Origin of the sequence: Lactobacillus melliventris (assembly GCF_042679465.1) — a bacterium.
GTDB classification, from domain to species: domain Bacteria; phylum Bacillota; class Bacilli; order Lactobacillales; family Lactobacillaceae; genus Lactobacillus; species Lactobacillus melliventris.
This window is the reverse complement of record NZ_JBHTMT010000002.1, coordinates 213,618-235,909: the sequence shown is the minus strand read 5'-3', so window position 1 is coordinate 235,909 and position 22,292 is coordinate 213,618. Positions and strand designations below refer to the sequence as shown.

The 22,292-nt window shown below is 35.8% G+C and carries 23 protein-coding genes and 1 pseudogene; 8 read left to right on the top strand and 16 right to left on the bottom strand.

Annotated features, from left to right (window positions below; all coding sequences use genetic code 11):
• Positions 1–137 precede the first annotated feature (137 nt).
• Positions 138–218, top strand: a complete 81-nt coding sequence (locus tag ACFQ32_RS03850) for a putative holin-like toxin (RefSeq protein WP_366125493.1) — start codon at positions 138–140, stop codon at positions 216–218.
• Positions 219–403: 185 nt separating this feature from the next.
• On the opposite strand, the gene ACFQ32_RS03845 is transcribed toward ACFQ32_RS03850, so the two are convergent.
• The 6 genes from ACFQ32_RS03845 to ACFQ32_RS03820 form a co-directional block, all read right to left on the bottom strand.
• The gene (locus tag ACFQ32_RS03845; protein WP_379906999.1) at positions 404–529 is read right to left on the bottom strand and encodes a hypothetical protein; all 126 of its coding nucleotides are present in this window, start codon (positions 527–529) and stop codon (positions 404–406) included.
• Positions 530–1,293: 764 nt separating this feature from the next.
• The gene (locus ACFQ32_RS03840) at positions 1,294–1,809 is read right to left on the bottom strand and encodes a hypothetical protein (RefSeq protein ID WP_046325608.1); all 516 of its coding nucleotides are present in this window, start codon (positions 1,807–1,809) and stop codon (positions 1,294–1,296) included.
• A 556-nt stretch (positions 1,810–2,365) separates the two neighbouring features.
• Positions 2,366–3,340, bottom strand: a complete 975-nt coding sequence (locus ACFQ32_RS03835; protein ID WP_071290285.1) for a Fic family protein — start codon at positions 3,338–3,340, stop codon at positions 2,366–2,368.
• A gap of 39 nt (positions 3,341–3,379) precedes the next feature.
• On the bottom strand, positions 3,380–4,201 hold the full coding sequence (locus ACFQ32_RS03830; RefSeq protein WP_379906996.1) for a Fic family protein: 822 nt from the start codon (positions 4,199–4,201) through the stop codon (positions 3,380–3,382).
• 41 nt (positions 4,202–4,242) lie between these two features.
• Complete coding sequence (locus ACFQ32_RS03825) at positions 4,243–4,857, bottom strand: Fic/DOC family protein (RefSeq protein ID WP_046325610.1); 615 nt, start codon at positions 4,855–4,857, stop codon at positions 4,243–4,245.
• The gene (locus ACFQ32_RS03820; RefSeq protein WP_046325611.1) at positions 4,850–5,272 is read right to left on the bottom strand and encodes a helix-turn-helix domain-containing protein; all 423 of its coding nucleotides are present in this window, start codon (positions 5,270–5,272) and stop codon (positions 4,850–4,852) included. Before ACFQ32_RS03820 ends, ACFQ32_RS03825 begins: the two co-directional genes overlap by 8 nt.
• A 364-nt stretch (positions 5,273–5,636) precedes the next feature.
• Here ACFQ32_RS03820 and ACFQ32_RS03815 point away from each other — a divergent pair, with 364 nt between their 5' ends.
• Together ACFQ32_RS03815 and ACFQ32_RS03810 are read left to right on the top strand one after the other, a co-directional pair.
• Positions 5,637–6,890 (top strand): Fic family protein, encoded by a 1,254-nt coding sequence (locus ACFQ32_RS03815; protein ID WP_046325613.1) that lies wholly within the window; start codon positions 5,637–5,639, stop codon positions 6,888–6,890.
• A gap of 257 nt (positions 6,891–7,147) precedes the next feature.
• Entirely contained in the window at positions 7,148–7,537 is a 390-nt protein-coding gene (locus ACFQ32_RS03810) for a type II toxin-antitoxin system HicB family antitoxin (protein ID WP_046325614.1), read from the top strand.
• A gap of 85 nt (positions 7,538–7,622) precedes the next feature.
• Here the strand turns inward: ACFQ32_RS03810 and ACFQ32_RS03805 are convergent, their stop codons facing one another.
• From ACFQ32_RS03805 to ACFQ32_RS03775, 7 genes are all read right to left on the bottom strand, one after another.
• Positions 7,623–7,799 carry a hypothetical protein gene (locus ACFQ32_RS03805; protein ID WP_167334250.1) on the bottom strand — a complete coding sequence of 59 codons (177 nt, stop codon included), beginning with the start codon at positions 7,797–7,799 and terminating at the stop codon, positions 7,623–7,625.
• A gap of 322 nt (positions 7,800–8,121) precedes the next feature.
• Positions 8,122–8,604: a PTS sugar transporter subunit IIA gene (locus ACFQ32_RS03800; RefSeq protein ID WP_046325615.1), complete on the bottom strand. Its 483-nt coding sequence runs from the start codon at positions 8,602–8,604 to the stop codon at positions 8,122–8,124.
• A 9-nt stretch (positions 8,605–8,613) separates the two neighbouring features.
• Positions 8,614–9,105, bottom strand: a complete 492-nt coding sequence (locus ACFQ32_RS03795; RefSeq protein WP_052724672.1) for a hypothetical protein — start codon at positions 9,103–9,105, stop codon at positions 8,614–8,616.
• Positions 9,095–9,886, bottom strand: coding sequence for a MurR/RpiR family transcriptional regulator (locus ACFQ32_RS03790; protein ID WP_046325616.1), 792 nt, complete (start codon positions 9,884–9,886; stop codon positions 9,095–9,097). Before ACFQ32_RS03790 ends, ACFQ32_RS03795 begins: the two co-directional genes overlap by 11 nt.
• 73 nt (positions 9,887–9,959) lie before the next feature.
• Positions 9,960–11,600, bottom strand: coding sequence for an alpha-glucoside-specific PTS transporter subunit IIBC (locus ACFQ32_RS03785; RefSeq protein ID WP_046325617.1), 1,641 nt, complete (start codon positions 11,598–11,600; stop codon positions 9,960–9,962).
• A gap of 19 nt (positions 11,601–11,619) precedes the next feature.
• A complete protein-coding gene (locus tag ACFQ32_RS03780; RefSeq protein ID WP_046325618.1) occupies positions 11,620–12,963 on the bottom strand; it encodes a family 4 glycosyl hydrolase in 1,344 nt (447 codons plus the stop codon).
• 236 nt (positions 12,964–13,199) lie between these two features.
• Positions 13,200–14,129, bottom strand: a complete 930-nt coding sequence (locus ACFQ32_RS03775) for a hypothetical protein (protein WP_046325619.1) — start codon at positions 14,127–14,129, stop codon at positions 13,200–13,202.
• Between the two features lie 150 nt (positions 14,130–14,279).
• Between ACFQ32_RS03775 and ACFQ32_RS03770 the strand changes: the two genes are divergently transcribed.
• The 3 genes from ACFQ32_RS03770 (at position 14,280) to ACFQ32_RS03760 (ending at position 16,245) form a co-directional block, all read left to right on the top strand.
• The gene (locus ACFQ32_RS03770; RefSeq protein WP_046325620.1) at positions 14,280–15,518 is read left to right on the top strand and encodes an MFS transporter; all 1,239 of its coding nucleotides are present in this window, start codon (positions 14,280–14,282) and stop codon (positions 15,516–15,518) included.
• A 149-nt stretch (positions 15,519–15,667) separates the two neighbouring features.
• Entirely contained in the window at positions 15,668–15,919 is a 252-nt protein-coding gene (locus ACFQ32_RS03765) for an AbrB/MazE/SpoVT family DNA-binding domain-containing protein (RefSeq protein WP_052059690.1), read from the top strand.
• The gene (locus ACFQ32_RS03760) at positions 15,913–16,245 is read left to right on the top strand and encodes a type II toxin-antitoxin system PemK/MazF family toxin (RefSeq protein WP_046325621.1); all 333 of its coding nucleotides are present in this window, start codon (positions 15,913–15,915) and stop codon (positions 16,243–16,245) included. The genes ACFQ32_RS03765 and ACFQ32_RS03760 overlap by 7 nt, the downstream gene beginning before the upstream one ends.
• A 570-nt stretch (positions 16,246–16,815) precedes the next feature.
• Here the strand turns inward: ACFQ32_RS03760 and ACFQ32_RS03755 are convergent.
• A complete protein-coding gene (locus tag ACFQ32_RS03755; RefSeq protein WP_046325622.1) occupies positions 16,816–18,060 on the bottom strand; it encodes an MFS transporter in 1,245 nt (414 codons plus the stop codon).
• Positions 18,061–18,166: 106 nt separating this feature from the next.
• Here ACFQ32_RS03755 and ACFQ32_RS03750 point away from each other — a divergent pair, with 106 nt between their 5' ends.
• Together ACFQ32_RS03750 and ACFQ32_RS03745 are read left to right on the top strand one after the other, a co-directional pair.
• Entirely contained in the window at positions 18,167–19,024 is an 858-nt protein-coding gene (locus ACFQ32_RS03750) for a helix-turn-helix domain-containing protein (RefSeq protein ID WP_046325623.1), read from the top strand.
• A 201-nt stretch (positions 19,025–19,225) separates the two neighbouring features.
• The gene (locus ACFQ32_RS03745; protein WP_052724673.1) at positions 19,226–19,861 is read left to right on the top strand and encodes a hypothetical protein; all 636 of its coding nucleotides are present in this window, start codon (positions 19,226–19,228) and stop codon (positions 19,859–19,861) included.
• Between the two features lie 327 nt (positions 19,862–20,188).
• On the opposite strand, the gene ACFQ32_RS03740 is transcribed toward ACFQ32_RS03745, so the two are convergent.
• On the bottom strand, positions 20,189–20,842 hold the full coding sequence (locus ACFQ32_RS03740; protein ID WP_379907014.1) for a PTS sugar transporter subunit IIA: 654 nt from the start codon (positions 20,840–20,842) through the stop codon (positions 20,189–20,191).
• A pseudogene (locus tag ACFQ32_RS03735) lies at positions 20,816–22,288 on the bottom strand (PTS transporter subunit EIIC); the annotation flags it as partial. The pseudogene ACFQ32_RS03735 and the gene ACFQ32_RS03740, both read right to left, overlap by 27 nt.
• Positions 22,289–22,292: the final 4 nt, after the last annotated feature.

Genomic DNA, 22,292 nt, shown 5'->3' with positions numbered 1-22,292 from the left:
TTTAGGAATAGAGCAATACTTGCTATAATTAAGTTTGAATTGATAGCAAATTGTTTTGAGGGCGGCTGGCTGTTTCACTTGAAGGGAGAGGGTGCCTATGGCACGAAATCTTTTAGAAAGGTGTCCAGCTATTGAGTGTGTACCATGCGCTAGAATTAGCGCTGACATTTGCCTCGTTTATTATTGTCTTGTTGACCTATATCGACAAACACAAATAAAAAAAGACCGTCCCAACAATAACTTTAGCACGTTATGGGATTGGTCTTTAACCAAACTATAATCTAGCTAACCGCCTTTAAAGCGGCTGCTTGAAATTCAGAGAGGAAGTCTTGTTTTTGCAAGGCTTCTTTTTCTCTATAGTTATATTCTAGCATGATTAAACTGATCTTGCACAAGAACCTGATTAACTTATCTGGGTAATCCCTAATTTTTCTCTATATCGTTTGAATGTTATCCGATTGATTCCAGTTACCTTGCTGACAGCAATATCAGTCATACCACTTTGGTAAAGTTTAAAGGCGTATTGCAATTGGAGACTGTTCTTATTGAATTTGGGCTTGCGACCATGATAGCGGTCCTCAGATTTAGCAATTGGGATGTGTCCTGCCGTTTCCGCTCCTTAATTCTCTTACGTTCGCTCTCACCTTGGTACTTATAAAGCTCTAGAATGATGTTATTCATCAACTCTACAGGTTAGAATCTTCAAAAAGCCTCGCAAAGACGAAAAAATGCAGTGTGACTCTCCTATGCTTAATTGCGCTCATAATCTTAGTTAAATCCTGTTTATTTTGAAGACCAAAAGGGGTGTAATCTAATGAACAACTGGTGCTAACTTAAAATTAAAAAGTATACGAAAAATCGTTTAGTAATTAATGTTAACCACCAAAATTAAGATAATTTAACCATAAAAATACGACCTCAAAAATTATCTTAATTTCAGAGGTCGTATCAATATCAAAATCGTACATTGGCTTTTGCATAATAATTGGATGTCTAAGTTCTAATTATACGTCACATTTATTGACTACAAAATATTTGATTTAAATTATTTTTTGTTGCGGTCATACCAATGAAGCACACAATTAACTATAAAAATATCCAAAAGTATAATGCAAAATTGTACAAAAATATTTGTCCACCTATTAGTTATGTAAGGTGATAAATATATTTGATATATGAAAACTATAATTCCAGTCGATATTCCGTACGCTAATGCGTTACGATATTTCACCGATTCATAATAATCAGATTCAGTCTTTTTCTTTCTATTCATTTTGTCTTTTATAAATTGAATTATTGCCAGCCCCACTGAGTAATTACTGGATAGTGATTGATGCCAGTAAGTATCCAATTAACATCAAACCAAACGCCACCTTTAATATTGTCACCAATTGTCGAACTTAGAAAAGCACCAATTGCAGCTACTATAGGGCCTCCATCAGGGCCAACAGCAGCGGTGATAATAGCTGTGAGACCTGTAAGACCGCCTGAAGCAACAGCTTTAGCAGTGCGTTTATCTATAAAAACTCTAACTGATTTTCCAGAATTATTAATTTCAAATTCTAGAGTTGCAGTTTTTGTGCTTTTATTTATTACAAAAGATGATCCATTAATAAGTTGATTGGTATGGGCTATTACTTCTTGAGCAGAGACATATTCAGCATAAGTAATAACCTTTTTAACATCGTCATTAAGAACATATTTATTATTTTTCACTTCTACATATAGGTCAATTTTGTTTACGATGTCTTGACTCAAGACATTAGATAGTTGAGCGTAAGCAGAATTACCAACAGAAGCTGCTGGCACAGTATTTGTGACAGCAAAAGCATTATTATATACTTCTCTTAATCATATATGATTAATTTTAATATAATATGTAATTAATAAAAAGTCAACAATATTTTTAATTTATTTTTATTAATTCAAAATTGATTTGGAATTAATGCAGGCTTTGATCATTTCCTCATTTTTCTCGGATAGTCGATCACTTGGCCACGACTAGCAGCATGTTAGTAAAATTATTTTTGGCAGCACAAATATCATTAAGGATAATATGCTTTTTGCTACTTTTTCCCACAAATATACCAGTGATTTTCAAAGTAAATCCTTCTGAATATCTTTTTTATGGCCTTGATACGAAATTAAGCATGTGTGAATTCGATTTTCCTTTTCTATATAACAGTTTATAGCAGTTTGAGCAATTTTGCTTAGCAATATAGTAGAAGCAAACGAGCCACTTTTAATTCCTGCAATTGTTGATTAGCTGTTTGATTGTATTCATTTATTCTTTATCAACTAGATTTGACAAAGAGTTAAAAAGACCCAACCATTGCTTGATCCTATAATGAAGTTTTGGATCCAATTAAAGCTCAAGTCCATCGTCACGATCAAACCCCTGCTGCTTTCTATTCAGTTGCTCAGCGCAGTTTTTAGTACGTTCCACTTGACTATCGGTTAGCTTTGACTGCTGCTTTTTCTTAGATGCCTCATATTCTTTCTGTAGCTTGTCCCAATCAAGTTGACTGTTTTTGAAATCTTTTTGAGCTTCCTCTTCATTTTTTTTAGCATATTGCAGACTTAAAATCCGATTTTTAAGTTCTGTTTCTACATAATCAGCGATCAAATTTCTAAATGGTTGAGGATCATTATTGGGCTGCTGGGAAACAGCTAATGCTTTCATATATTGCTCTCGTGCGGGTTTAGATGGATTAACATTAACCACTGGATAACCATTTTCTGTTAAGACTAGGTTCATTAAAAGCCGTGCTGTACGTCCGTTGCCATCTTTAAACGGGTGAATAGTAACGAATTTTTGGTGCAAGTCAGTCGCATACTGTACCGGGTGCAACTTGTCTTGTGCTTCATTACTCCAAGCTTGTAATTGTTGCATTTTCTCGGGTATTTCATAAAAGTGGGCGTAAGGACGTGATTCTGAACCATAAGGGTAAACTTCAATATTGCGATACTTACCGGCTTCTTCTTGCGGTTGAATTGTTGTCAAAGTTGCAATTCGGTTCAAGTTTCTAATATCCTCATTGCGAATTGGCTGTTTTTTAGTTGCTAAATCTTGCATATAGTCATAAGCTTCATTTAAGTTAATGATTTCCAGTGTTTCCTTAATAGTCTTACCGTGAATAGTTGCGCCTAGCCCGCCGTTAAGAATCTCGGCAGTTTCAGCTTCGGTCATCGTGTTGCCCTCAATTGCAGCAGAAGACCATACATGCTCAATTCTGATATTTTGCTCGAGCTGCTTTACTTCAAGCGGAGATAATGGTCTATAGGTATCCATCTTATTTTTTAGGTTTGTAATCACAGCTAATTTTTGTCCGTATTCCATTGTAATACCTTCTTAATTTAAGCTAATATTTTGGGCCAACTAAAGCTCAAGTCCATCGTCACGATCAAGCCCTCGCTGCTTTTTATTCTGTTTGCTCTTCTTAGCTGATTTGAGCATCTTTTTGAATTCGGCAATAGTTTCTTTTTCATCGCTTTCGGATAATTCCTGACTTTTATGTTCGGCCCGCGCCTGCAAGTTTGGCTCCATACCGAAAATACCATTTTGATACGTCCAGTCCTTGAGGTCAGTCATGTCATTGGAAAAGTAATAATCAGCCAGCTTTTGCTGCCACGTGGGCCACTTGTCAAGCGGTACGTTAATCAGACCGGCTCCGTTATCAATCATTATCTTGTTAGCTGCAATTGTGGCGGTTCGCTTGTTACCGTCGTAGAACATTTGCTGGCGCATATTGTGATACATCAGGGTCAGTGCCTTATCGGTGGCGGTACGATCACTGACTAACAACTGCTTTAAATATTCCTGTTCCTTGTTCTCTTCGATCATAGGTGGTTCAAACTCGCCTCGGTAAGTTGCTACACCGCCTGAACCATTACGCAAATATCCTGGAAAGGCCGCCGTATCGCGGGCAACAATCGCATTAAGCCTCTTTTCGAAGTTTAAGTCCAGGGGCTTTTTTTCATTGATAGCAAACTGCCAGCCTCGCTTCAATTGAACAATAATATTAATATCATCGATTGGAATGCCGTCAACGCCCAGACCATCAATGATTGTCTGGGTCTGCGGCATAGTGGTAGTCAGGCCTTCAAAGCGTGAGTTCGTGAAGACTAATTTGGTTAAATTGGTTTTGGCAAAGCGTCTATTTTCTTCAGGCGTTAGTCTGAACTTGTCTTCATACTTCAATTGATTTATCCTGCTTTCTACTCTAACTCAAAAACTTCATCTTAATCCGACACATGCTGTTTTTTACCATACCTATTAGCTAATATAGTAAGAGCATTTTCTCGGCTAGGCATATTTTGAACCTTAATTAATTGTGCAATTCGTCCCACATCAGCATCCATCTGCGCTTGGATCATCTCTGCATTTGTTCGTGGGTAGTCAATCACTTGGCCATGGTTTGCAGCATATGCAGAAAGAAAAACTTTACAGCTCCGGCCGTTGCCCTCTCTAAACGGGTGCATAAAGTTGATTTCATCTAACAGCTGCGCATAGTCTGTGGCTTTTAACGCCTTCTTTTGCGGCAGATTTTGCATAATATTATTAATATTGGCTTCCGCATATTCAAATCTTGAATGATCACAAAAGTCATAACCGTTTTTTTGAAAATTACCCGGTCGATATTTTCCAGCCCAATCATATAAACGGCCAAACATGATTTTATGAATCTTTTTTATATCCTGAATTTTTTTAATTTGGGGCTTAGAGTGGAGAAAAATTGCTGCTCTCCGTGTTGCTTCCAAATACTCTACTTGTTCAAGCCTTTGCTGATCTCGAATATGATATTTGTTTTTCAAAATGCCGTTAGGATACAGCGTATCTTTTATCCAGTCACTCATTGTTACTATTCCAAATTGCAGCAATTTCCTTAACTTCTTCTGGATCAGGGTTTACAACTCCGTCCAGGACGGCCTGAATGTCTTCCTTAGTGGGGTTCCAGCCCTCTAAATGACTAGCTTCTACTACTCCCCGGATTTCGAAGTACATTTCTTTATCTGGTATAAAGACGCCCTGAATGGTCTGTGTGTCGTCATCAATTTCTAAATTATATGATTGTGGTTTTAACATATTTAACAAATCACCAGCTCTTTTATCTAAACCGGCCGCGAAGGCGTCAAGAATTCTGATTGACCAAGATTCAATAGGCCTAGCGATTGCTTTTCTCAGTGTACTTTCTGAAACATGACTCTTTTCGGCAACTTCCCTTACCGAAACGTGTTTACTATTTAGTAGTTTTGTAATTGTTGCGCTCATTTTAAAATGCTCACTTCTAAAATTATTTTCCAAATATATTATACCATATTTGGAAATATCTATTCCATTTATGGAAATTTTAGGTATATTGGACTCGTAATTCTTTTAGTGGTCGAGGATTAGAGTCAGGTAAGCCGTGTAATTGCGCCTACTCTATTTCGAAAAGGGTAATCAGGGAAATTATCTAAAAAGTTCAACTACTCTATATTTTTTTGGTTCAATACAATATATTTCGTATTTTTATGTAGCTTTTAAAATATTTATTGCTAAAATCGCAATATTTTTAACAAATATAGTGTATAATCAAAAACAAATTCAAAAAGTGGCCTTTTTTGAATTTATAATTAGAAAGGTAAACTAAATTATGTCAAAATATCACTTATTGAGAATTTATTCTTACCAACATCCAGGCAAGCCAGTTACTAGTGAATTTAATAAAAGGTTTAATGGCTATGGCACAATTAAGTTTCCGTTAGCAATAAACCCCATAGATGTGCGCGAACAAATTAGAATACCTACACAATTGCCACTTTTTTTGGTACAAATTGAAGATTATAATTCACTGCTAACTATCATTAGAGAGAACTCCGCTCAAATCAAAGCACTCATTGGCAAGCTTCCAGGTGTTGCCAGAGAGCAATTTTTCATTGATTTGTTAATTAAAGAAATTAAAGGTACAAATGATATTGAAAATGTTGCTTCTACTACAAAAGAAATTAACAGAGCCGTAGAAAATATTAATAATCATAATAAAACTGTGCGTTTCCAATCTTTTGCTAAAATGTATTTTGATATTGAAAACGGTAAAACATATCAACTTAATGAGCTAAAAGACATCAGAGTATTGTATGACTCTTTATTAAAAGGTGAAATAAAAAAAAGTAACTTACCTGACGGCAAGCTATTTAGGGATGGCTTTGTCAGAATTGGCAACTCAGTTCAAACTGTTCATCTTTCCAAAAACAGCGAAGATGAGATAAATCAGCAATTAGAAAATTGGCTAAAATTTATCAATTTGGATAAATATGATCCTATTTTAAAGGCCTGTGTTGCCCACTATTATTTTGAATATATTCATCCTTTTTATGACGGCAATGGCAGGTTAGGAAGGTATCTCTTTTGCAGTTATATTGGAAAAAAAGTTGACCCTTATACTGCTGTCAGCTTTTCTTATCAGATCACTCAAAAAAAGGCAAGATATTATAAAGAATTTCAAGAAGTTGAAAATGAAAAAAATTACGGCGAAATCACACTATTCGTTATCAGTTTGCTAAAATACTTAGTTTCTGGACAAAAATATGTCCTAGGTAATTTAAAAGATGACCATAACATTTTAAATTTTGTCAAAAAGAAATTAGAAGATTTTGATTATCCTAACTTTGAATTCAATATCTTATATGTATATGCACAGTCATTTTTATTCAATAGTTTTGATGGCAGCGTTCAAGACACAAGTTTGATCAGCTTTATCAAAAGCACAGAAAAAATATCAACTAAAAAAGTAAAAACTGCTATAGAAGATTTAGAAAAAGAGGGTTTAATTAAAACCGTTAAAGGAAGGCCCAAAAAAAGAAAATTAACTACTAAATTTTTAGATAAAATTGGCTTGAATATCTAAAATTTAAACAATCCCATAGTCAAAAGCTTTTTAGATTAAAACCAAGTTATTTGTATTTTTTATATAAAATTTCCAGAAGTCAATTATTAATTATGTAATATCTATTAAGCAGTCAAAAATATACATTGCTCTTCATATTAAGTGAATTATACACAATAATGGTGTATAATGCTTGTAAGTTAAGAAGAAAGGCTATAAGTGTGCCAGGGAAGCCGGTTAAAAAATTAATGTTTCTTACTTGGCATATTTAAATTGACATGAAACAAGAAATTGCAGCTTATCCTGTTATTATAGAAAAATGTAACGATGAATCAGGACATTATTATGCGATTACGTCACCTAACATCCAAGGCTTAGTCACTGATGGTCAAACAATAGGTGAAGCTCTTTATCATGCAGAAGATGCAATGGCAACAATGATTGACCTTCAAGGCTATCCTAGAGTTCAAGATCCTAAAAAGTGGAAGTTGGAAAAAAATCAGCAAATATCTTGGGTTAAAGTTAATATGACAAAGTGGCGTAATAAATATAGTAAAACTGTTCGGCGCAATATTTCATTGCCAGAGGATCTAAATAATTGGGCTAAAAAAAATAAAATTAATGTATCAAAAGTTACAACGGAAGCTTTGCGTCAAATGCAAGCTTAGTAATATTAGTTTAATTTAGCCCATTCAAACAATAAAAATAGTTTCACTTTAAAAGCACCCTAGGCTAAGCCAGAGGTGCTTTTATTTATTCTTGCGCTAATCTTTTGAGAACATTCATGTATACTTCATTATTCCAAAAGCTCTCTTCACTTTGCTGCTCAAGCTTTTTTCTAGCTTTTTGATCAAGAGATATATGAGCTGGTAACTCAATCATACCATTGGATGTTTTTATTATTAAACTGTTAGTGTTTTTACTACTCAAAGTGAATTCACCACTATTCTTTACCTACTATTATTTTTAAAATACCAGTGATACATTTTCCCATCCAGAAAGTCGCCAATTAAAAATATTGCCGTCCACAAAATAATTCCAATAATACGCACAAACAAAGATGTTATATAGTTATTCCAGCTATTATCCAAATCAGAATAATTCTACGATTAATCTTTAGTTAACCTCATAATAAATCCAAACCTATACCTTTACAATATTAAATAAAAAACGCTCCGAGGTAGTTAAAATTGCAATTAAAGCTCAAGGCTTTAATTTATTTAACCGGTCGAAGCATCTTATTTAAAAATAATTAAGCGTTAAACTGCAGAGTCTGAACTGTGTCACCGTGGGTCGTATCACCTGCCGACACATCAGAAACAGATTTTATGACGTCCATATTAGTATAAACAACTATTACCGTATCATCGTAATTTTCAGCCGTAATCAGTTCTGTATTCATACTTGCCAAATAATCATCCTGCTTAACAGTATCACCCTGTTTGACAGCCACTTCAAAGGGCTCACCTTTTAATTCCACAGTATCAATTCCTAAATGGACCAATATTTCTAAATTATTATCAGTAGTAATGCCGATTGCATGCTTAGTGGGAAAGACTGTGGTGACAGTTCCTGCAACAGGAGAATAAATTTTGCCATCTGTAGGCTTAATGGCGTAGCCATCGCCTAGCATTTTCTGAGAAAAAACTTCATCTTTCACATCTGTAATTGGCATTAGTTTCCCATCACAAGCTGCAGCCACTGTAAAGCCACGTTTTTTAAATATATTAAACATTAATTCTACCTATTTCCTAATAAATATACTAATTGTTAAAACTAAACAAAAACCAAAGATAGTCAAAAAGATAACAGCAGGCACTTTGATAAAACTGCTTTGACATTTTAATTTGCCGGATTGTTCATTAATACGTATGATGCCAAAAAGCGCCAAAATCAAGCAAAAAATGTTACCGACCATTAACTGGCTGATCGCCTGACTGAACATCAAAAAGTGATAATTGCCCTCATGCTTAAGAATCAAATCTTTCTTGAGCCAAATATAATAACCCATGATAAAATCCGTAAGAGCTACTATCATATCTATTGCAATCAAAGGTGTATTGTTCAAAACAACATTGATGTTTTGTTTAGCAACAGATGATGTCAAAATTATAAAGCTGCCGAAGAACAAGGGAATTAAAATTAAAGCATAGATATAGGTTGTCAAAATTTTTTTGGTGTCTAAATGAGCCCTGTCTAAGAAACTAATCACAAAGTTGTTTATCTTACTTACCATTTTTATCACTTTTTTCTTTTTGCCAAATATCAAACTTGTTTATGATGAAATCCACCAAGGTGTAAGCCAGTATAAACGAAACATCATTGCTAGACGAAAATTTTACGGTCGGATAGTAGAAATTATAGTCGGAAAGCGAAGCAAGCTTATTTTGCTTTAGGTCTGTAAAGGAGACATATCGCAATTTGTTGTTAACCATCTCAAACTTACCCAGTTCATCGTTAATTTCTTTATTATCGCCCGTGTAAGAAATAATAAAGAGCATGTCGCCTTTTTCTGCTATTTTTCCTACCATTTCCAGTTCACTGACAGCAGCTGGCAAAACTATTGATGAAATGCCAAAAAGTAATAACTCGTGAGAAAGATAATCAGACAGCATCTGTTGAATCCAGCCGGTAGAGTAAATATATTTATGTTCTGCTTTACTCAGATCAGTAAAAAAGGGGTCTAAATTAAGTGACTGAAAATTTTTGACTAGATTTTCTGTTTCTTTAATTAAGTCAGAACTAAAGTTATTCGTTAGAACTTTATTTTTCTCACTTTGCTCCTGCTCCTGAACCATTTCATTTAGGATAAATTTCAATTCACCATAGCCACTTAAGCCCAAATGTTTGCACAAACGGAAAATCGCCGAACGTGAAACGTATAATTTGCGCGCAAGCTCAGTAAGACTTAATCCTTTACACGCTTTTGCATTATTTATAATAAATTGAATGACCCTTATTTCAGAATCATTCAATTTACCACTATTTTGATAGACTAAATATTCTAATTTTGACATAGACCTACGCTCCATATAAAGTAATTTTACATATGACAAATTGCTTTTACCTATACAAGCGTTCTAGCCATAATTAATCTTGCTTATTATCCTGCTTTCTTAATTCCTGCATTGCTTCAAGAACTTGGGCAACATCCAAGCCAACAATAACCTGAATTGCTTTGCCGTGATGGACAACATTAACGGCCTTGGCTGCCTTAAACTGAGCATCAGAGCCCATCTTATTAGGATCAGCCACAGTGACACGCAATCTCGTCGCACAAGAACTTAACTCTTTGATGTTGGAACTTCCACCTAATAAATCTAAGAAGGCTGTTGCTCTTTCAACGTATGGATCAGTTTCTTTCTCATTTTTAGATGGCCGTGCGGTAGTTGTGGCACTGGAAGCTGATTCTTTTTTAGCTTGATATTCCTTCTTATTTAGTAGATGTACATCTTCGTCATCTTTTTCCCTTCCTGGAGTAGCATAATCAAACTTAATAATCATAAATTTAAAAATAAAGAAGGTAAGAATTGCAAAAATAATACCAATTGTAAATTGTACTAGAAATGTTTGCCAGTGATTGGCCCAGAGTGGTATCCAGTTTTCTGCCGCCATATCAATGCTGCCAAATATAAAGTTACCAACAACACCAAAACTGAACATAATAGTGTTCATAGTAGCTGAAAGTAATGAATAAATTACCCATAAAATTGGAGCCGCAAACAAGTAGGTAAAGTCAATTGGTTCAGTAATTCCAGCAAAGAATGAAGTCAAAGCTGCTGGAATTAACAAAGCTGAAGTTTGCTTCTTTTTATTTTTTTTAGCTGTCGCATAAAACGCTAAACAAATTACCGGAGCAAGGAATACTTTTTCATTACCCCACAGTTGGAAGCCCATTTCGGGAGCCAGTTGCTTTAACGGACGTGTACTTAACGCAAATTTAGTTAAATGTTTTAGCCAATAAGGTTGTAATCCACCTGCAACTACAGCTGGACCATACTGAAACGGAATATACACCAAATGATGGAGTCCAGTTGGAATTAAAATACGATTGAGAAAATTATAAATCCACACTCCAATAACGCCACTGTTAGTAATAAAGTGTTGCATACCGGTTATACCCAGCTGAACTTTTGGCCAGCCCCAGCAGGTTATAAGAGCTAGAGGAATCATAAGGAAAAAGCCTAAAATATAAACATATGTGGACCCTTGAAAGGTTCCCAGCCAGTCCGGCAATTTCTTATCAAAATAATGATTATGTAACCAAATTACTATACCAGCAACCACTAGAGCACCAATAATACTAGTGTCTAGCGTTTTGATCCCTGCTATTTCGGTTAGTCCGTGGTTAGTGGAATTTTCCACAATCTGGATTTTATCAAAGTTAGGAATACCAAAACTGGCGCCCCAGTGAGATAACATAGCACCAACAAAATAGTTGTAAGTCATGTAGGTAATTACTGCTTCCATGGCAGCCCTACCTCTGGATTTATTTGCTAGACCAATTGGTAGACCTACAACGAAAAGCAAAGCTTCCTGCTTAAAAACTGTCCAACCACCTGCACTAATTGTATCCCAAATTGAATACCAAGTTGTCCCTGGATTTGCCAGAGAGCCGAAAACTGCTTGGTTGTTAAATAAGCTGCCTAAAGCAACTACAATACCAGCAAACGAGAACAAAAGTACTGGTACAAACATTGCTGCACCAAACTTTTGAAACTTCTGCATCATAAGACATCATCCCCAATCACTAATTAAGTTCTGGCCAGTATGGCTTGTTTTCTGGGATCATGTCATCAAGAATCTTTTTCGCTACAGAAGCATCAGGAACTGTCTTATTAAGAGCAAAGGCTTGCCACATCTTAGTGTATGAATGTTGTTCATAAGCATCAACGACCAGCTTTTCACATGCTTGTTGTTCTTCTATCAATCCCTTTTGGAATCTACCGGCCATTCCAGTTGCCATAGGTTGAACTCCGTCCGCGCCAAACCAGCAAGGTACTTCAACAATAGAATCAGAATCAATATTGGCAATAGCGCCGTTATTAGGAATGTTAGCAAAGAATTTTTCATGAGTGTTATAAGCAATCGCATGACAAATATCAACAATATAATTAGAGTGTTCGGCATTAGCCTCCCAGATATTGCCTTTAGCAGTGCCGGCTTTAACAATTCTGGCACATTCACCAAATACTATTTTTTGCCGGTATTCACGAATCTCATCAGTTCTAGTATGGTTAGGGTCTGCATTTTTCACCTCATATTGTGGGAAGTAATAATATTGCATATAAGTATTAGGTAAAGTTTCTGGCTCAAGAGCATAGCAATCCTTAGCTTTTTTAAAGGTTTCGGCCCAACTGGTCTCTGTTTCCTTATCAAATTCACCACCGACCCAATAACCATTTTCAGATATGTGCTTCTTAAGAAGTGGCATTAAATCTTTGCCCGTCTTTTTATCACGGACTTCCTTCCACCAGCCAAAGTGGTTTAAGCCATAGTAGTTGACATCAAGATCATGGTAGTCATTTAAGCCACAAATTTTAGCCATTCTAGTCATAATTTCTACCGGCATATCACAAATATTAATTACTTTAGCATTTGGCCTTAATCTACGACAAGCTTCCGCAACAATGGCTATCGTGTTGGTATAGTTAATCATCCAGGCATTTGGCGAGTACTTTTCCATCCAGTCGATTATTTCAATAATAGCTGGAATAGAACGCATCCCATATGCCATTCCTCCTGGTCCGGTTGTTTCCTGACCATTAACGCCATATCTTAACGGAATCTTTTCATCGAGTTCACGCATGTGGTATTTACCAACCCGAATTGATCCCATAACGAAGTCAACATCTGTGAATGCTTCTTTAGGATCAGTCGTATACGAAAATTCAATTTGCGGTGCGCGCTCTTTCATAATGATTGCGCATGCATCACCAATTTTCTTTTGCCTTTCGGCATCGTTATCATAAAACTTCAGCTTTCTTAGTGGAAATCTGTCTTGGTTTGCAATTAAGCTTAAAACAAATCCTGGTGTATAAGTGCTGCCTCCACCTGCAATGACTACGGAATAGCGTTTATCTTTTTGGGACATATTTTTCTCCTTTTAATTCACTCTGCCCAACTTGAGCTGTTATTTTCTAAGCTAGCTTACTTTTATATTTATAACATCTTTCTTATTTTTTGTATCCGCTTTCCAGGAAAGTGAATACGTATTTCACAACTTGAGATATTTGTTTCACTTTTAGAAATTAATTTCACATAAAAAACTGGCACCACTAAGGTGCCAGCATTAATGCTATTTAAGTTAAATGTTATGAGAAGACTATTTTAGACGAACCTGTCTTTTTTAATTACCCGATAAATAGAAATAACTAAAACTAAAATTGCGCAGAAAATTGCAACGTAAGCCATTGGTCCAACGCTAATAGCGGCTTGTGCCTGAGCACTTGCCATCCGATTTTCCACCGCATATTCTACAATCCACTTACTCAATAAGCGCGGAGTCAACACGAAACTGATGGTTGCCACAATTGAAGCTGCTAAAGCCGTATTGCGTGAATATGGTTCACGGAAAAATTGTGCTAAAACGCAAAATGCAGGTGCAATCATTAAAAGCAATATCCACATAATAATTAAGCGTCCAGCACTGCTGTTCATCATTTGGGCACTGTTAGTAGCATAGCGATATTTACCCCAAAGTTGTCCACCAGTTAAGGTATTCAGTAAGCTTAAGAAATATGATCCTTGTTGACCATAGATACCGCCACGATTGGATAAAATTCCCTGCACAATCTGTAACCCATCGGTTGAACCAGCAGTAGAAAAGTTTACTGTTACTACTTTTTTCATGTAAGTAGCCAGAAACATGATAATCGAGCCGCCAAATTGCAAAGCTCGTAACATGCTTAATTTCCGAGATGATTTCATTTTAAATTCCAGGCTAAGAACGCGATCGGGATGGTGACTGCGACCAATGACGAAGATACCGATTGCGACAATAACGACCAGTCCAGCAAGCAGCCACCACAGTTTAGCCATAACTAAGAAAATAGCCAAAACAACAATGGCCACCGCAACATATGGTCGATCAGCAAATATATCCCAAAAATTTAATTTTAAATGACGATAATCGGCACGAGTTTGAGAGGTATCATGCCCTCTGAGTGCTGTTTTAGTCATTTCTTTATTTTGAAGCTGAGATTTTTGGTTGTATTTTTCACGATATTCCTGCCTTGTTAAATGCGAATTTCTTTCCATACCAGCACCCCTTCCTTTCAGAAATAATATCCTAACATGATTAATATGAAAATATCAGCTATTTAGCAAATTCTTAGCAAATTTATTGTGCTAAAATAGAAAAGATATCGTATTTTTTAGAAAAATCTTAAAAAAGAAAGCGAGGACGTTTTGACAGTTTCCGAAAAATTTCCAGCTGGCTGGCATAAAGCTTTTGTTACTTTATGGCTAGGCTGCTTTATTACAGGCATGGGCTACTCCATGACAATGCCTTTTATTTCATTATTTATCGCTGACCTAGGAAACTACAGCAAGTTGCAGATTAGCATGTATTCCGGTCTTGCTTTTGCCATGACCTTTATTGCTCAGGCAATTGTTTCGCCATATTGGGGTAATTTGGCCGACAGAAAGGGCCGTAAGTTAATGTGCATGCGTGCTTCAGGAGTCATGGCTTTGACTATTACCGCTACCGGTTTTGCTCCTAATGCCATCTACATTATTGTAATGCGTTTTATTCAGGGCGCTTTTTCCGGCTATATTAACAACGCCACCGCTTTAATCGCAGGGGAAACTCCCCATAGAAAAAGCGGCTGGGTCATGAGCCAAATGATGACTGCCGGAACGGCAGGAAACTTGGTAGGACCACTTTTAGGTGGGGTTTTGTCAAACTTCTTCGGTAATTGGTTAGGTAGCGTTTGGGGCTACCGCATTCCGTTCTTCATCACCGGTTTCTTGATGGTGCTCGTCTTCTTAGGGTCGACATTCTTAGTTCATGAAAACTTTACCCCGATTTCTCGTGCAGAAATGAAGCCAATGAAAGAAATTATGCAGTCTTTGCCTAACGTTAAGCTGATTGTGGTTATGTTCGTGACTACTCTCTTAGTGCAGGCCGCTAACATGTCAATTGATCCAATTGTTTCTTTGTATGTTAAGTCAATGATGCCTAATAGCAAAAACATTGCATTTGTGGCGGGAATCGTAGCCGCAACCCCAGGTCTCGGAACATTGCTGGCTGCTTCCAAAATCGGACATAAAATGGATGAAATTGGACCACTAAAAATATTACGCTTAGGTTTAATAGTAGGTGCAATTCTTTTCGTACCCATGGCTTTAACACATTCGCCTTGGGTGCTGGCAGGATTGCGTTTCCTGCTGGGAATTGCCAGTGCCGCCATGTTACCGGCAGCACAGACCGTTTTGACACTGAACACTCCAGCCGAAAGCTTTGGCCGCATCTTCAGCTACAATCAGTCTTTTCAAGCAGTTGGTTCTGTGTTTGGGTCACTTATGGGCTCCACTATCTCGGGACTGTTCAACTACGCAACTGTTTTCTGGACTACAGGCTTCACTCTACTGATTAACTTTATTCTGATTATCTTTTTCAGTTTGAGAAAAAGTCCTAATAAATAAGAACTGACTTACAACCAGTAAAGTATCCTGATTTTGGTGGTCACATCATATTTCGTTCAGGATACTTTTTTGTCTGATCTTTGTAGACAAGCATTGTATAATTTTATTACATTTTAGCATATACATTGTTTATTTTTTCAGGGAAAATTATGATTCGTGCTACTATATCTAAATGGGGTAATTCTAAAGGCATCCGATTAAACCAAGCAGTTTTGCAAGCATTAAACGCTACTATAGGAGATCAGTTAAACTTTAAAATTGAGGACAACAAAGTAATAATGTCAAAGCAAGATGATACACCTGATTTAACTTTTGAAGAACTTTTTAAAGATTATTCAGGTGAAGAATTTGATACCGAAATTAAGTTACCAGATGAGAGAAAAGGAAATGAAAAATGGTAATTAAGCAAGGATCTATTCTATTAATGGATTTAAGTCCTAAACAGGGGCATGAACAATCTGGCAAACGACCTTATTTATATTTAAGCTATAAAGGGGTTGAAAAATACGCTCACATTGCTGTGTTTGCTCCTATAGCAACTACTAAAAGACGCTACCCATTATATCAAGAATTACCTGCTGCATCTCAAACAAAAGGCGTAGTCATGCTAGATCAGCTAGTTACAATCAATTATCATAACCGATCATTTCAATATTTAGAGCAACTACCTGATGACTATATGGGAAAGATACTCAAAATTGTAAAAGTAGTTTTTCAGAAAGATTAGCCAAGCAGTCTTTCTGTAAATAATTCCATGATATGTTGTGAAGCTAAGATTGGTCCTTTTTTTAACACGGTCTTAACAGTTCTCATATCTTCACCAAAGAAATATAGAGTAGCAGAAAAGTTTATTAAATTACCTTTATTTATGGAGATAGATCAAGAGGAAATCTATGCTGCAGCATGTTAGGGCGATAGATCCAACTGTCAGAATGAAAGGTAATATCAAAGTAAGATTAGACAAAGCTAATATGAAAAAATTAGCACAATTTTAGTTCAATTTTTTAAAAAAGCAAAAGCTGTACTGAACCCCAAAAATTATCCAACTTTTGGGTCTTTTTTATGTCTAAATTAGCTAAACAAGATAAAATTATAATCTATCAGCTTTGGCATAATTATCAAATTAAGACCAAACTAAAAGAACTAACTCCGATCAAATAAGGGCAATTAGTTCTCAGTTAACAACCATAAAGTGTGCTAATTTTGGGATTCACACCATTATCTTGGTGGCTTTTTATATCTGGCTTAGAAAAATGCTGGTAAAAAGCAACTGCAAGTTTACCGGCTAAATGGCTATTTATTGCGCTTTTTGTGCGGATTTTCTCATCACTAATACGGTAATTGCAAAGAGCAAAATACTGACGATTAATAATCCTAGAAGAGAATATTGCACGTTTGTTACCGCTGATAAGGTGGTAAAAGCAGTTGTCATTAAGGGACTGGCAATTAATAAAATTGTATTGATCAGACCAACAGAAGACGCCAAAATTTTATGATCAACTGCACCTACCATCCACTGCGTCAATTTTGGTGTAGCAGTTCCCGCAAAAAAGCCTAAGATACAGTAAGTTATTAAACAGAACCAGATTTCTTTGCATAAGATCGCAATTATGACACTTGCTCCAGCAATATTGGCTAACATAATAATGATATAAAGGCTAACATTTTTAAATAAATTCGTACCAAAAATACTGCCTAAGGCAGCGCCTATTCCTGCCATAGCGCCAATTAACGCAATTGTAAAGCTGTAGGTTCCGATGACCATCATCTGACGATTGCCCGCAATTATAATAGAAATCAGGGGCTCGATCGTGCTGAGAACTCCATTTAAAACAGCGATTACCAGTACGGTAGTAATTAAGCCACTAGCCTTTTTAACTTGTTTTAATGCTAAGGCCAAGGTGGACCAAAAGCCACGATCATCGACTTCTTGTGTGACAGTTGAAATTCCCTTTTTTCGTTTACTCCTAGCAATATTGCAATAGATCAATCCTGCCACAACGAAAGTCAGGCCGTTAATTACAGCCAGCGCAGAATATGACATGAATAACAAAAGTCCTGATCCAACAAACTGACTAACCAAAGTAATTACCTGTGAGACACCGCTGGTAAAGCCTTCAGCTTCAGCAATCTCATCTTTTTTAACCAGGCTAATAATTAGTGGTGTAGTAAGTCCACCAGAATAAGTTCCGGCCGTATCAGAAATAAAGTTGATAATAATTACCATAATTACCAGATTCCAACCCGCAATATTCTGGCTAAAAAGAAAACCAACCAGTAAATAAAGAGCTCCTCTGATCATGGCCATCCAGACTATTTTTTGAAATTTATTCTGCGTCCTGTCAGCTAGATAGCCACCAACACTAGAAAACAGCCGGGGAACTGACTCAGAAATTGCGATTAATGATAAGGCCAGCGAATAATTCTTGAGCCGACTGGCATATGTCATCAATGCTAGGTAGAATAAAATATCTCCAGCACTAGATAAAATACTGGCAATTGAAAACTTGCGATATTCTTTATTTTTAAAAAAGATAGTCATAATTTTTTCCCCTTTTTAGCTTTCTTTATTTTTAATTGTACTTAAGCTAAAATTGTGAATATAAAAGTGTCATATATGAAACAAAAAAAATTAATGAGGTTAAACTATGACTATCGGTGCATTACTTAGACAATACCGTTTAGAAGCTGGCAAAACTCAACGCGCATGGATTGGCGACGTTATCAGCCCCTCTTTTTATTCTAAAGTAGAAAAAGATCTGACCCGTATTTCAGCGGCAGATCTAATTGAACTATTACGGCAAAATCACGTTAAAATTGCTACTTTTTTTAAGCAACTTGATTACCAGGCTGAAAGTGAAGATAATCTCAAAAAGAAGATTAATGCCCAAATGACAGACGCTTATTATAATTTTGATATTAAACGCCTAAAAGAAATCAAACAGGCTATTGCAGGTAGTGGGCTTGCTAGTAAAAGTGAGTTAATGTTACGTGTGAACTCGATCCTGGCTATTATAGATGGTACTAAAGAGAAATTAAGCGCTGCGGAAATTAAGCAACTAAAAAATAAATTCTTTAATGAAGAGAATTTTGACTGGAAAACCATCAAAATTTTCCTGAATTGCATGGTTTTTTATGATTTTGCCAGTGATATGATCATTACTAACAAAATTTTTCAACAATTTAAAGATAGCGAAAATGACGGTCTTCAATTTATAGTGTTGGGAATATTAATCAATATGATTAGCATTTGTCTGGAAAAAAGCAAGTACCAGCAAGCAAAGCAGTTGGTGGAAAAATCCCATGAGATTCACACCCAGCCACTAACCTGCTTTAATAAGATGACTCTATTATTCTTGGAAAACATTATTAACTATCATTTTGATCCCCAACAGGTTTATCTGGATAATTGCGCAAGGCAAATAGAAGAGTTTGCCTTAATCGGCATGACTGAATATAGTAAGCAGTTGCAAAAAATTGTGCAGGAAAAAACCGGTGCATTTTAGTATAAATAGAAGCTAGTTCCAGCATTTACTTGAAACTAGCTTTTTATTACAATTTGAATAATGAACTTTTATATTCTAAGTCCTACTAAACAGCAAAAATTATTCATTACTGCTAAGAAAAACGCTTTCTAAAAAAACAAGACGTAGTATAATTAAATACAAATAAAATGGTTACTGCTAAATTGTGAGAGTGTGAATATCATGAAGTCAAACGAAGAAATGATTGCAGGACGACAACTCTATCCTGCGAATAATTCAGGATTTAGTAACTTGGATAAAAGTGTAACTGTTGGACATAAAGTAAACATTCTGCATGTAATCTTAGGACTAGTTTTAGTCATTTTGGTGTCATTATTTATGACTGGATTTGGCTATCAACCTTGGTGGGTGTTGGGACTCATAATTTTGGTGGGAATTTTTATTACTTTACCAACATGTTTTAGTGGATATTGGCAGATTAATAAAAACGGAATTACTGTGTTAAGTTATAGTTCAAATGATGTAATGAAACTTATGCAGTTATTACATATCAAAAAAATTTATACAAAATCATATTTATTTGAGAATATCACTAAGGCTGAAATTACATATCGTAAAAAAGTTAGAATTAGCCCAATTGATTTTAATCCAGACTTTTTTAAACTAAATTTGACTGTGAATAATAAAGTAATTCAATTAGAATTAGGAAATATTCAAGCAAAAGATTTAGTAGAAATTGTTGTTATCTTTAATACTCATGGAGTAGCCGTTTATGATAGACAACAGATAATTGGGCTGCTGGAAGAAAACAAAAGCTTATTTAATCATTTTCATAATGGTAAATGGGCATCATTATAGTTGTGTTAGGACTAGAAAAGCATAACTTATCCAATTTTCTATTGCAATATGAAAAAGTAGTTTTAGTGAATGATCCTGCTTAAGTAGATAATGCACAATTACATTATCCACAAAAGCAGGATTTTTTGTTGAGTCTATGACAGTAAAAATAAAATGTGAATAAATATAGCGTAAGCAAATTGACAACTAAACCCTATTTCAAATTTGCCATCAATTTAATTTTTGAGTAAAAAAAACAGGCTTTTTAAACGAAAAGCTTGGCTTTTTTACTTGCAGCAATTGGCTGAAGCAATATGTTCTAACATAGAAATCTGGCATTATAGCTGTTTATTTTTTAACCAACAACTCGGCTACTTGATCATTAACAGTAACTCTATCATTATCAGCAATTTTGACATCTAATAATCGGTCAGACAGAGTAGCTACAAAGATAACATCAGTTGCCTTTCCAGCAGATTTAATTTCTGTTATATGCATCTCTGCCAGCTTGTCACCCTGATGGACTTGTTCTTTTTCAGAGCAAAGAATCTTAAAGCCTTTGCCCTTAAGTTCAACAGTATCTAATCCCATATGCAAAAGATACTCAATGCCATTTTCATCTTTTATGCCAATTGCATGTTTAGTCGGAAAAATTGTTGTTATAGTGCCATTAACTGGAGCATAAATATTGTCATTTTCTGGTAAGATCGCAAAGCCTTTACCTACCATCTCTTTGGAAAAGACCCCATCATTTAAGGTTTGCAATGATTCCAGCTGTCCATCAGCAGGTGCAAACAATGCAATTTTTTGACTCGAACCCGTTTCAACCGACTTTTGAACTTTTTTATCCTCTGAATCTAACTTCGAACTATTTGCAGGCTTAACAGAATTTGCAACAGTTTTTGGTGCTTTGCCGCTATTAATCAGATCCATTACATTTGTTTTAATGTTGCCGATAGTAGTGCCATAAATTACTTGAACAGATGCACCGTTAACTACCATTCCCGTTGCTCCCGTTGCGGTTAATGTTTCTTTATCTACTAAATTGCCATCTTTAACTGTCACCCGCAGTCTTGTGGCGCAGTTGTCAACATTCACTAAATTATCAGTTCCACCTAGAGCTGCTACTATTTCATAAGCTACTTGTTCATCTTTAGTTAGAGCAGTAAATTTCTTATTATCAACATAATCTTTCTTGATTTTTAAAGTAGTATCATCTTTACGACCAGGCGTATTGAGATCGAACTTAGTAATTACAAATCTAAACAAGAAATAGTAAACAACGAAATAAGCAATACCTAAGAAGATGATTGGAACCCAATTAATTCTGGCATTTCCGGGTAACACACCATAAAGAATAAAGTCTATTAAGCCACCGGAAAAGGTAAAGCCTACTCCTACTTTTAGCAATGTTACAAAGACTGCAGAAAAAGCAAAAAGTACACAGTGAACGCCAAAATACAAAAATGGTGAAGCAAATAAAATAGTAAATTCAAGTGGTTCGGTAATTCCAGTTAAAATGGAAGTTACCGCAGAGGATACTAAAAGTCCTTTAATTTCACTCCTTTTATCTTTACGAGCTACAGAGTACATTGCAAGGGCAGCAGCTGGCAAGCCAAAAATCATTTCTGGGAACTAAAATGAAAAGAATCTGGCAGCTTCATACGAAATTTTCCCGCCGGCAGCTAATTGTGCAAAAACAATATTTTGGGCACCTTGCACGGTATGACCAGCAACAACAGCCGTTCCACCTACCGCTGTTTGCCAAAATGGCAAATAGAAAATGTGGTGTAAACCAAAGGGTATCAACATTCTGTAGATTAATCCGTATAGAAAGGAACCAACTACTCCTGATTTAGCAATAAAGAAGCCCAAAGCAGAAATTCCAGCAGCAAAATAAGGCCAAATATATGAAAGCAAAATTCCTAATATTACGCCAGAAACCGCGGCGGCTATTGGCGGAAAGTGAGTCCCGCCGAAAAATGAAATTACATCTGGCAGTTTAATATTGTAGTACTTATTGTGTAGCCATACGACTATCAACCCAATAATAATTCCCCCGAATACTCCCAGGTTCATTGTGTTGTTAAGACCCAACACATTTGTAATTAAGCCATTAACTTGTTTGAGCTGATTTAAATTTCTGAGATTTTTAATTGAACTGGTTAAGGAAGCGTACATTAAAAAGTAGCCTACAACCGCAGAAAGCGCAGCGACCCCTTTTTCACTTTTTGCCATTCCCAACGCTATAGAGACAGCAAATAGCAAGCCTAGATTGTCAAAGACTACAGAGCCACAGTCATTTAAAATGCTTAAAAACCTGTTTAACGGCATCCCTGGCGATAAAATACTTTCCAAATGATACAACCTTATAAAAGTCGGACCGGTAAAAGAAGCACCCAATCCTAGAAATAATCCCGCTATCGGAAGCAACGAAATTGGCAACATGAAT

Bases quoted from the DNA above. Each gene is read 5' to 3' on its own strand.
- ACFQ32_RS03835 (WP_071290285.1), bottom strand. From the start codon at position 3,340: ATGGAATACGGACAAAAATTAGCTGTGATTACAAACCTAAAAAATAAG.
- ACFQ32_RS03825 (WP_046325610.1), bottom strand. From the start codon at position 4,857: ATGAGTGACTGGATAAAAGATACGCTGTATCCTAACGGCATTTTGAAA.
- ACFQ32_RS03820 (WP_046325611.1), bottom strand. From the start codon at position 5,272: ATGAGCGCAACAATTACAAAACTACTAAATAGTAAACACGTTTCGGTA.
- ACFQ32_RS03815 (WP_046325613.1), top strand. From the start codon at position 5,637: ATGTCAAAATATCACTTATTGAGAATTTATTCTTACCAACATCCAGGC.
- ACFQ32_RS03810 (WP_046325614.1), top strand. From the start codon at position 7,148: ATGAAACAAGAAATTGCAGCTTATCCTGTTATTATAGAAAAATGTAAC.
- ACFQ32_RS03800 (WP_046325615.1), bottom strand. From the start codon at position 8,604: ATGTTTAATATATTTAAAAAACGTGGCTTTACAGTGGCTGCAGCTTGT.
- ACFQ32_RS03795 (WP_052724672.1), bottom strand. From the start codon at position 9,105: ATGGTAAGTAAGATAAACAACTTTGTGATTAGTTTCTTAGACAGGGCT.
- ACFQ32_RS03790 (WP_046325616.1), bottom strand. From the start codon at position 9,886: ATGTCAAAATTAGAATATTTAGTCTATCAAAATAGTGGTAAATTGAAT.
- ACFQ32_RS03785 (WP_046325617.1), bottom strand. From the start codon at position 11,600: ATGATGCAGAAGTTTCAAAAGTTTGGTGCAGCAATGTTTGTACCAGTA.
- ACFQ32_RS03780 (WP_046325618.1), bottom strand. From the start codon at position 12,963: ATGTCCCAAAAAGATAAACGCTATTCCGTAGTCATTGCAGGTGGAGGC.
- ACFQ32_RS03775 (WP_046325619.1), bottom strand. From the start codon at position 14,129: ATGGAAAGAAATTCGCATTTAACAAGGCAGGAATATCGTGAAAAATAC.
- ACFQ32_RS03765 (WP_052059690.1), top strand. From the start codon at position 15,668: ATGATTCGTGCTACTATATCTAAATGGGGTAATTCTAAAGGCATCCGA.
- ACFQ32_RS03760 (WP_046325621.1), top strand. From the start codon at position 15,913: ATGGTAATTAAGCAAGGATCTATTCTATTAATGGATTTAAGTCCTAAA.
- ACFQ32_RS03755 (WP_046325622.1), bottom strand. From the start codon at position 18,060: ATGACTATCTTTTTTAAAAATAAAGAATATCGCAAGTTTTCAATTGCC.
- ACFQ32_RS03750 (WP_046325623.1), top strand. From the start codon at position 18,167: ATGACTATCGGTGCATTACTTAGACAATACCGTTTAGAAGCTGGCAAA.
- ACFQ32_RS03745 (WP_052724673.1), top strand. From the start codon at position 19,226: ATGAAGTCAAACGAAGAAATGATTGCAGGACGACAACTCTATCCTGCG.
- ACFQ32_RS03740 (WP_379907014.1), bottom strand. From the start codon at position 20,842: ATGGTAGTTAACGGTGCATCTGTTCAAGTAATTTATGGCACTACTATC.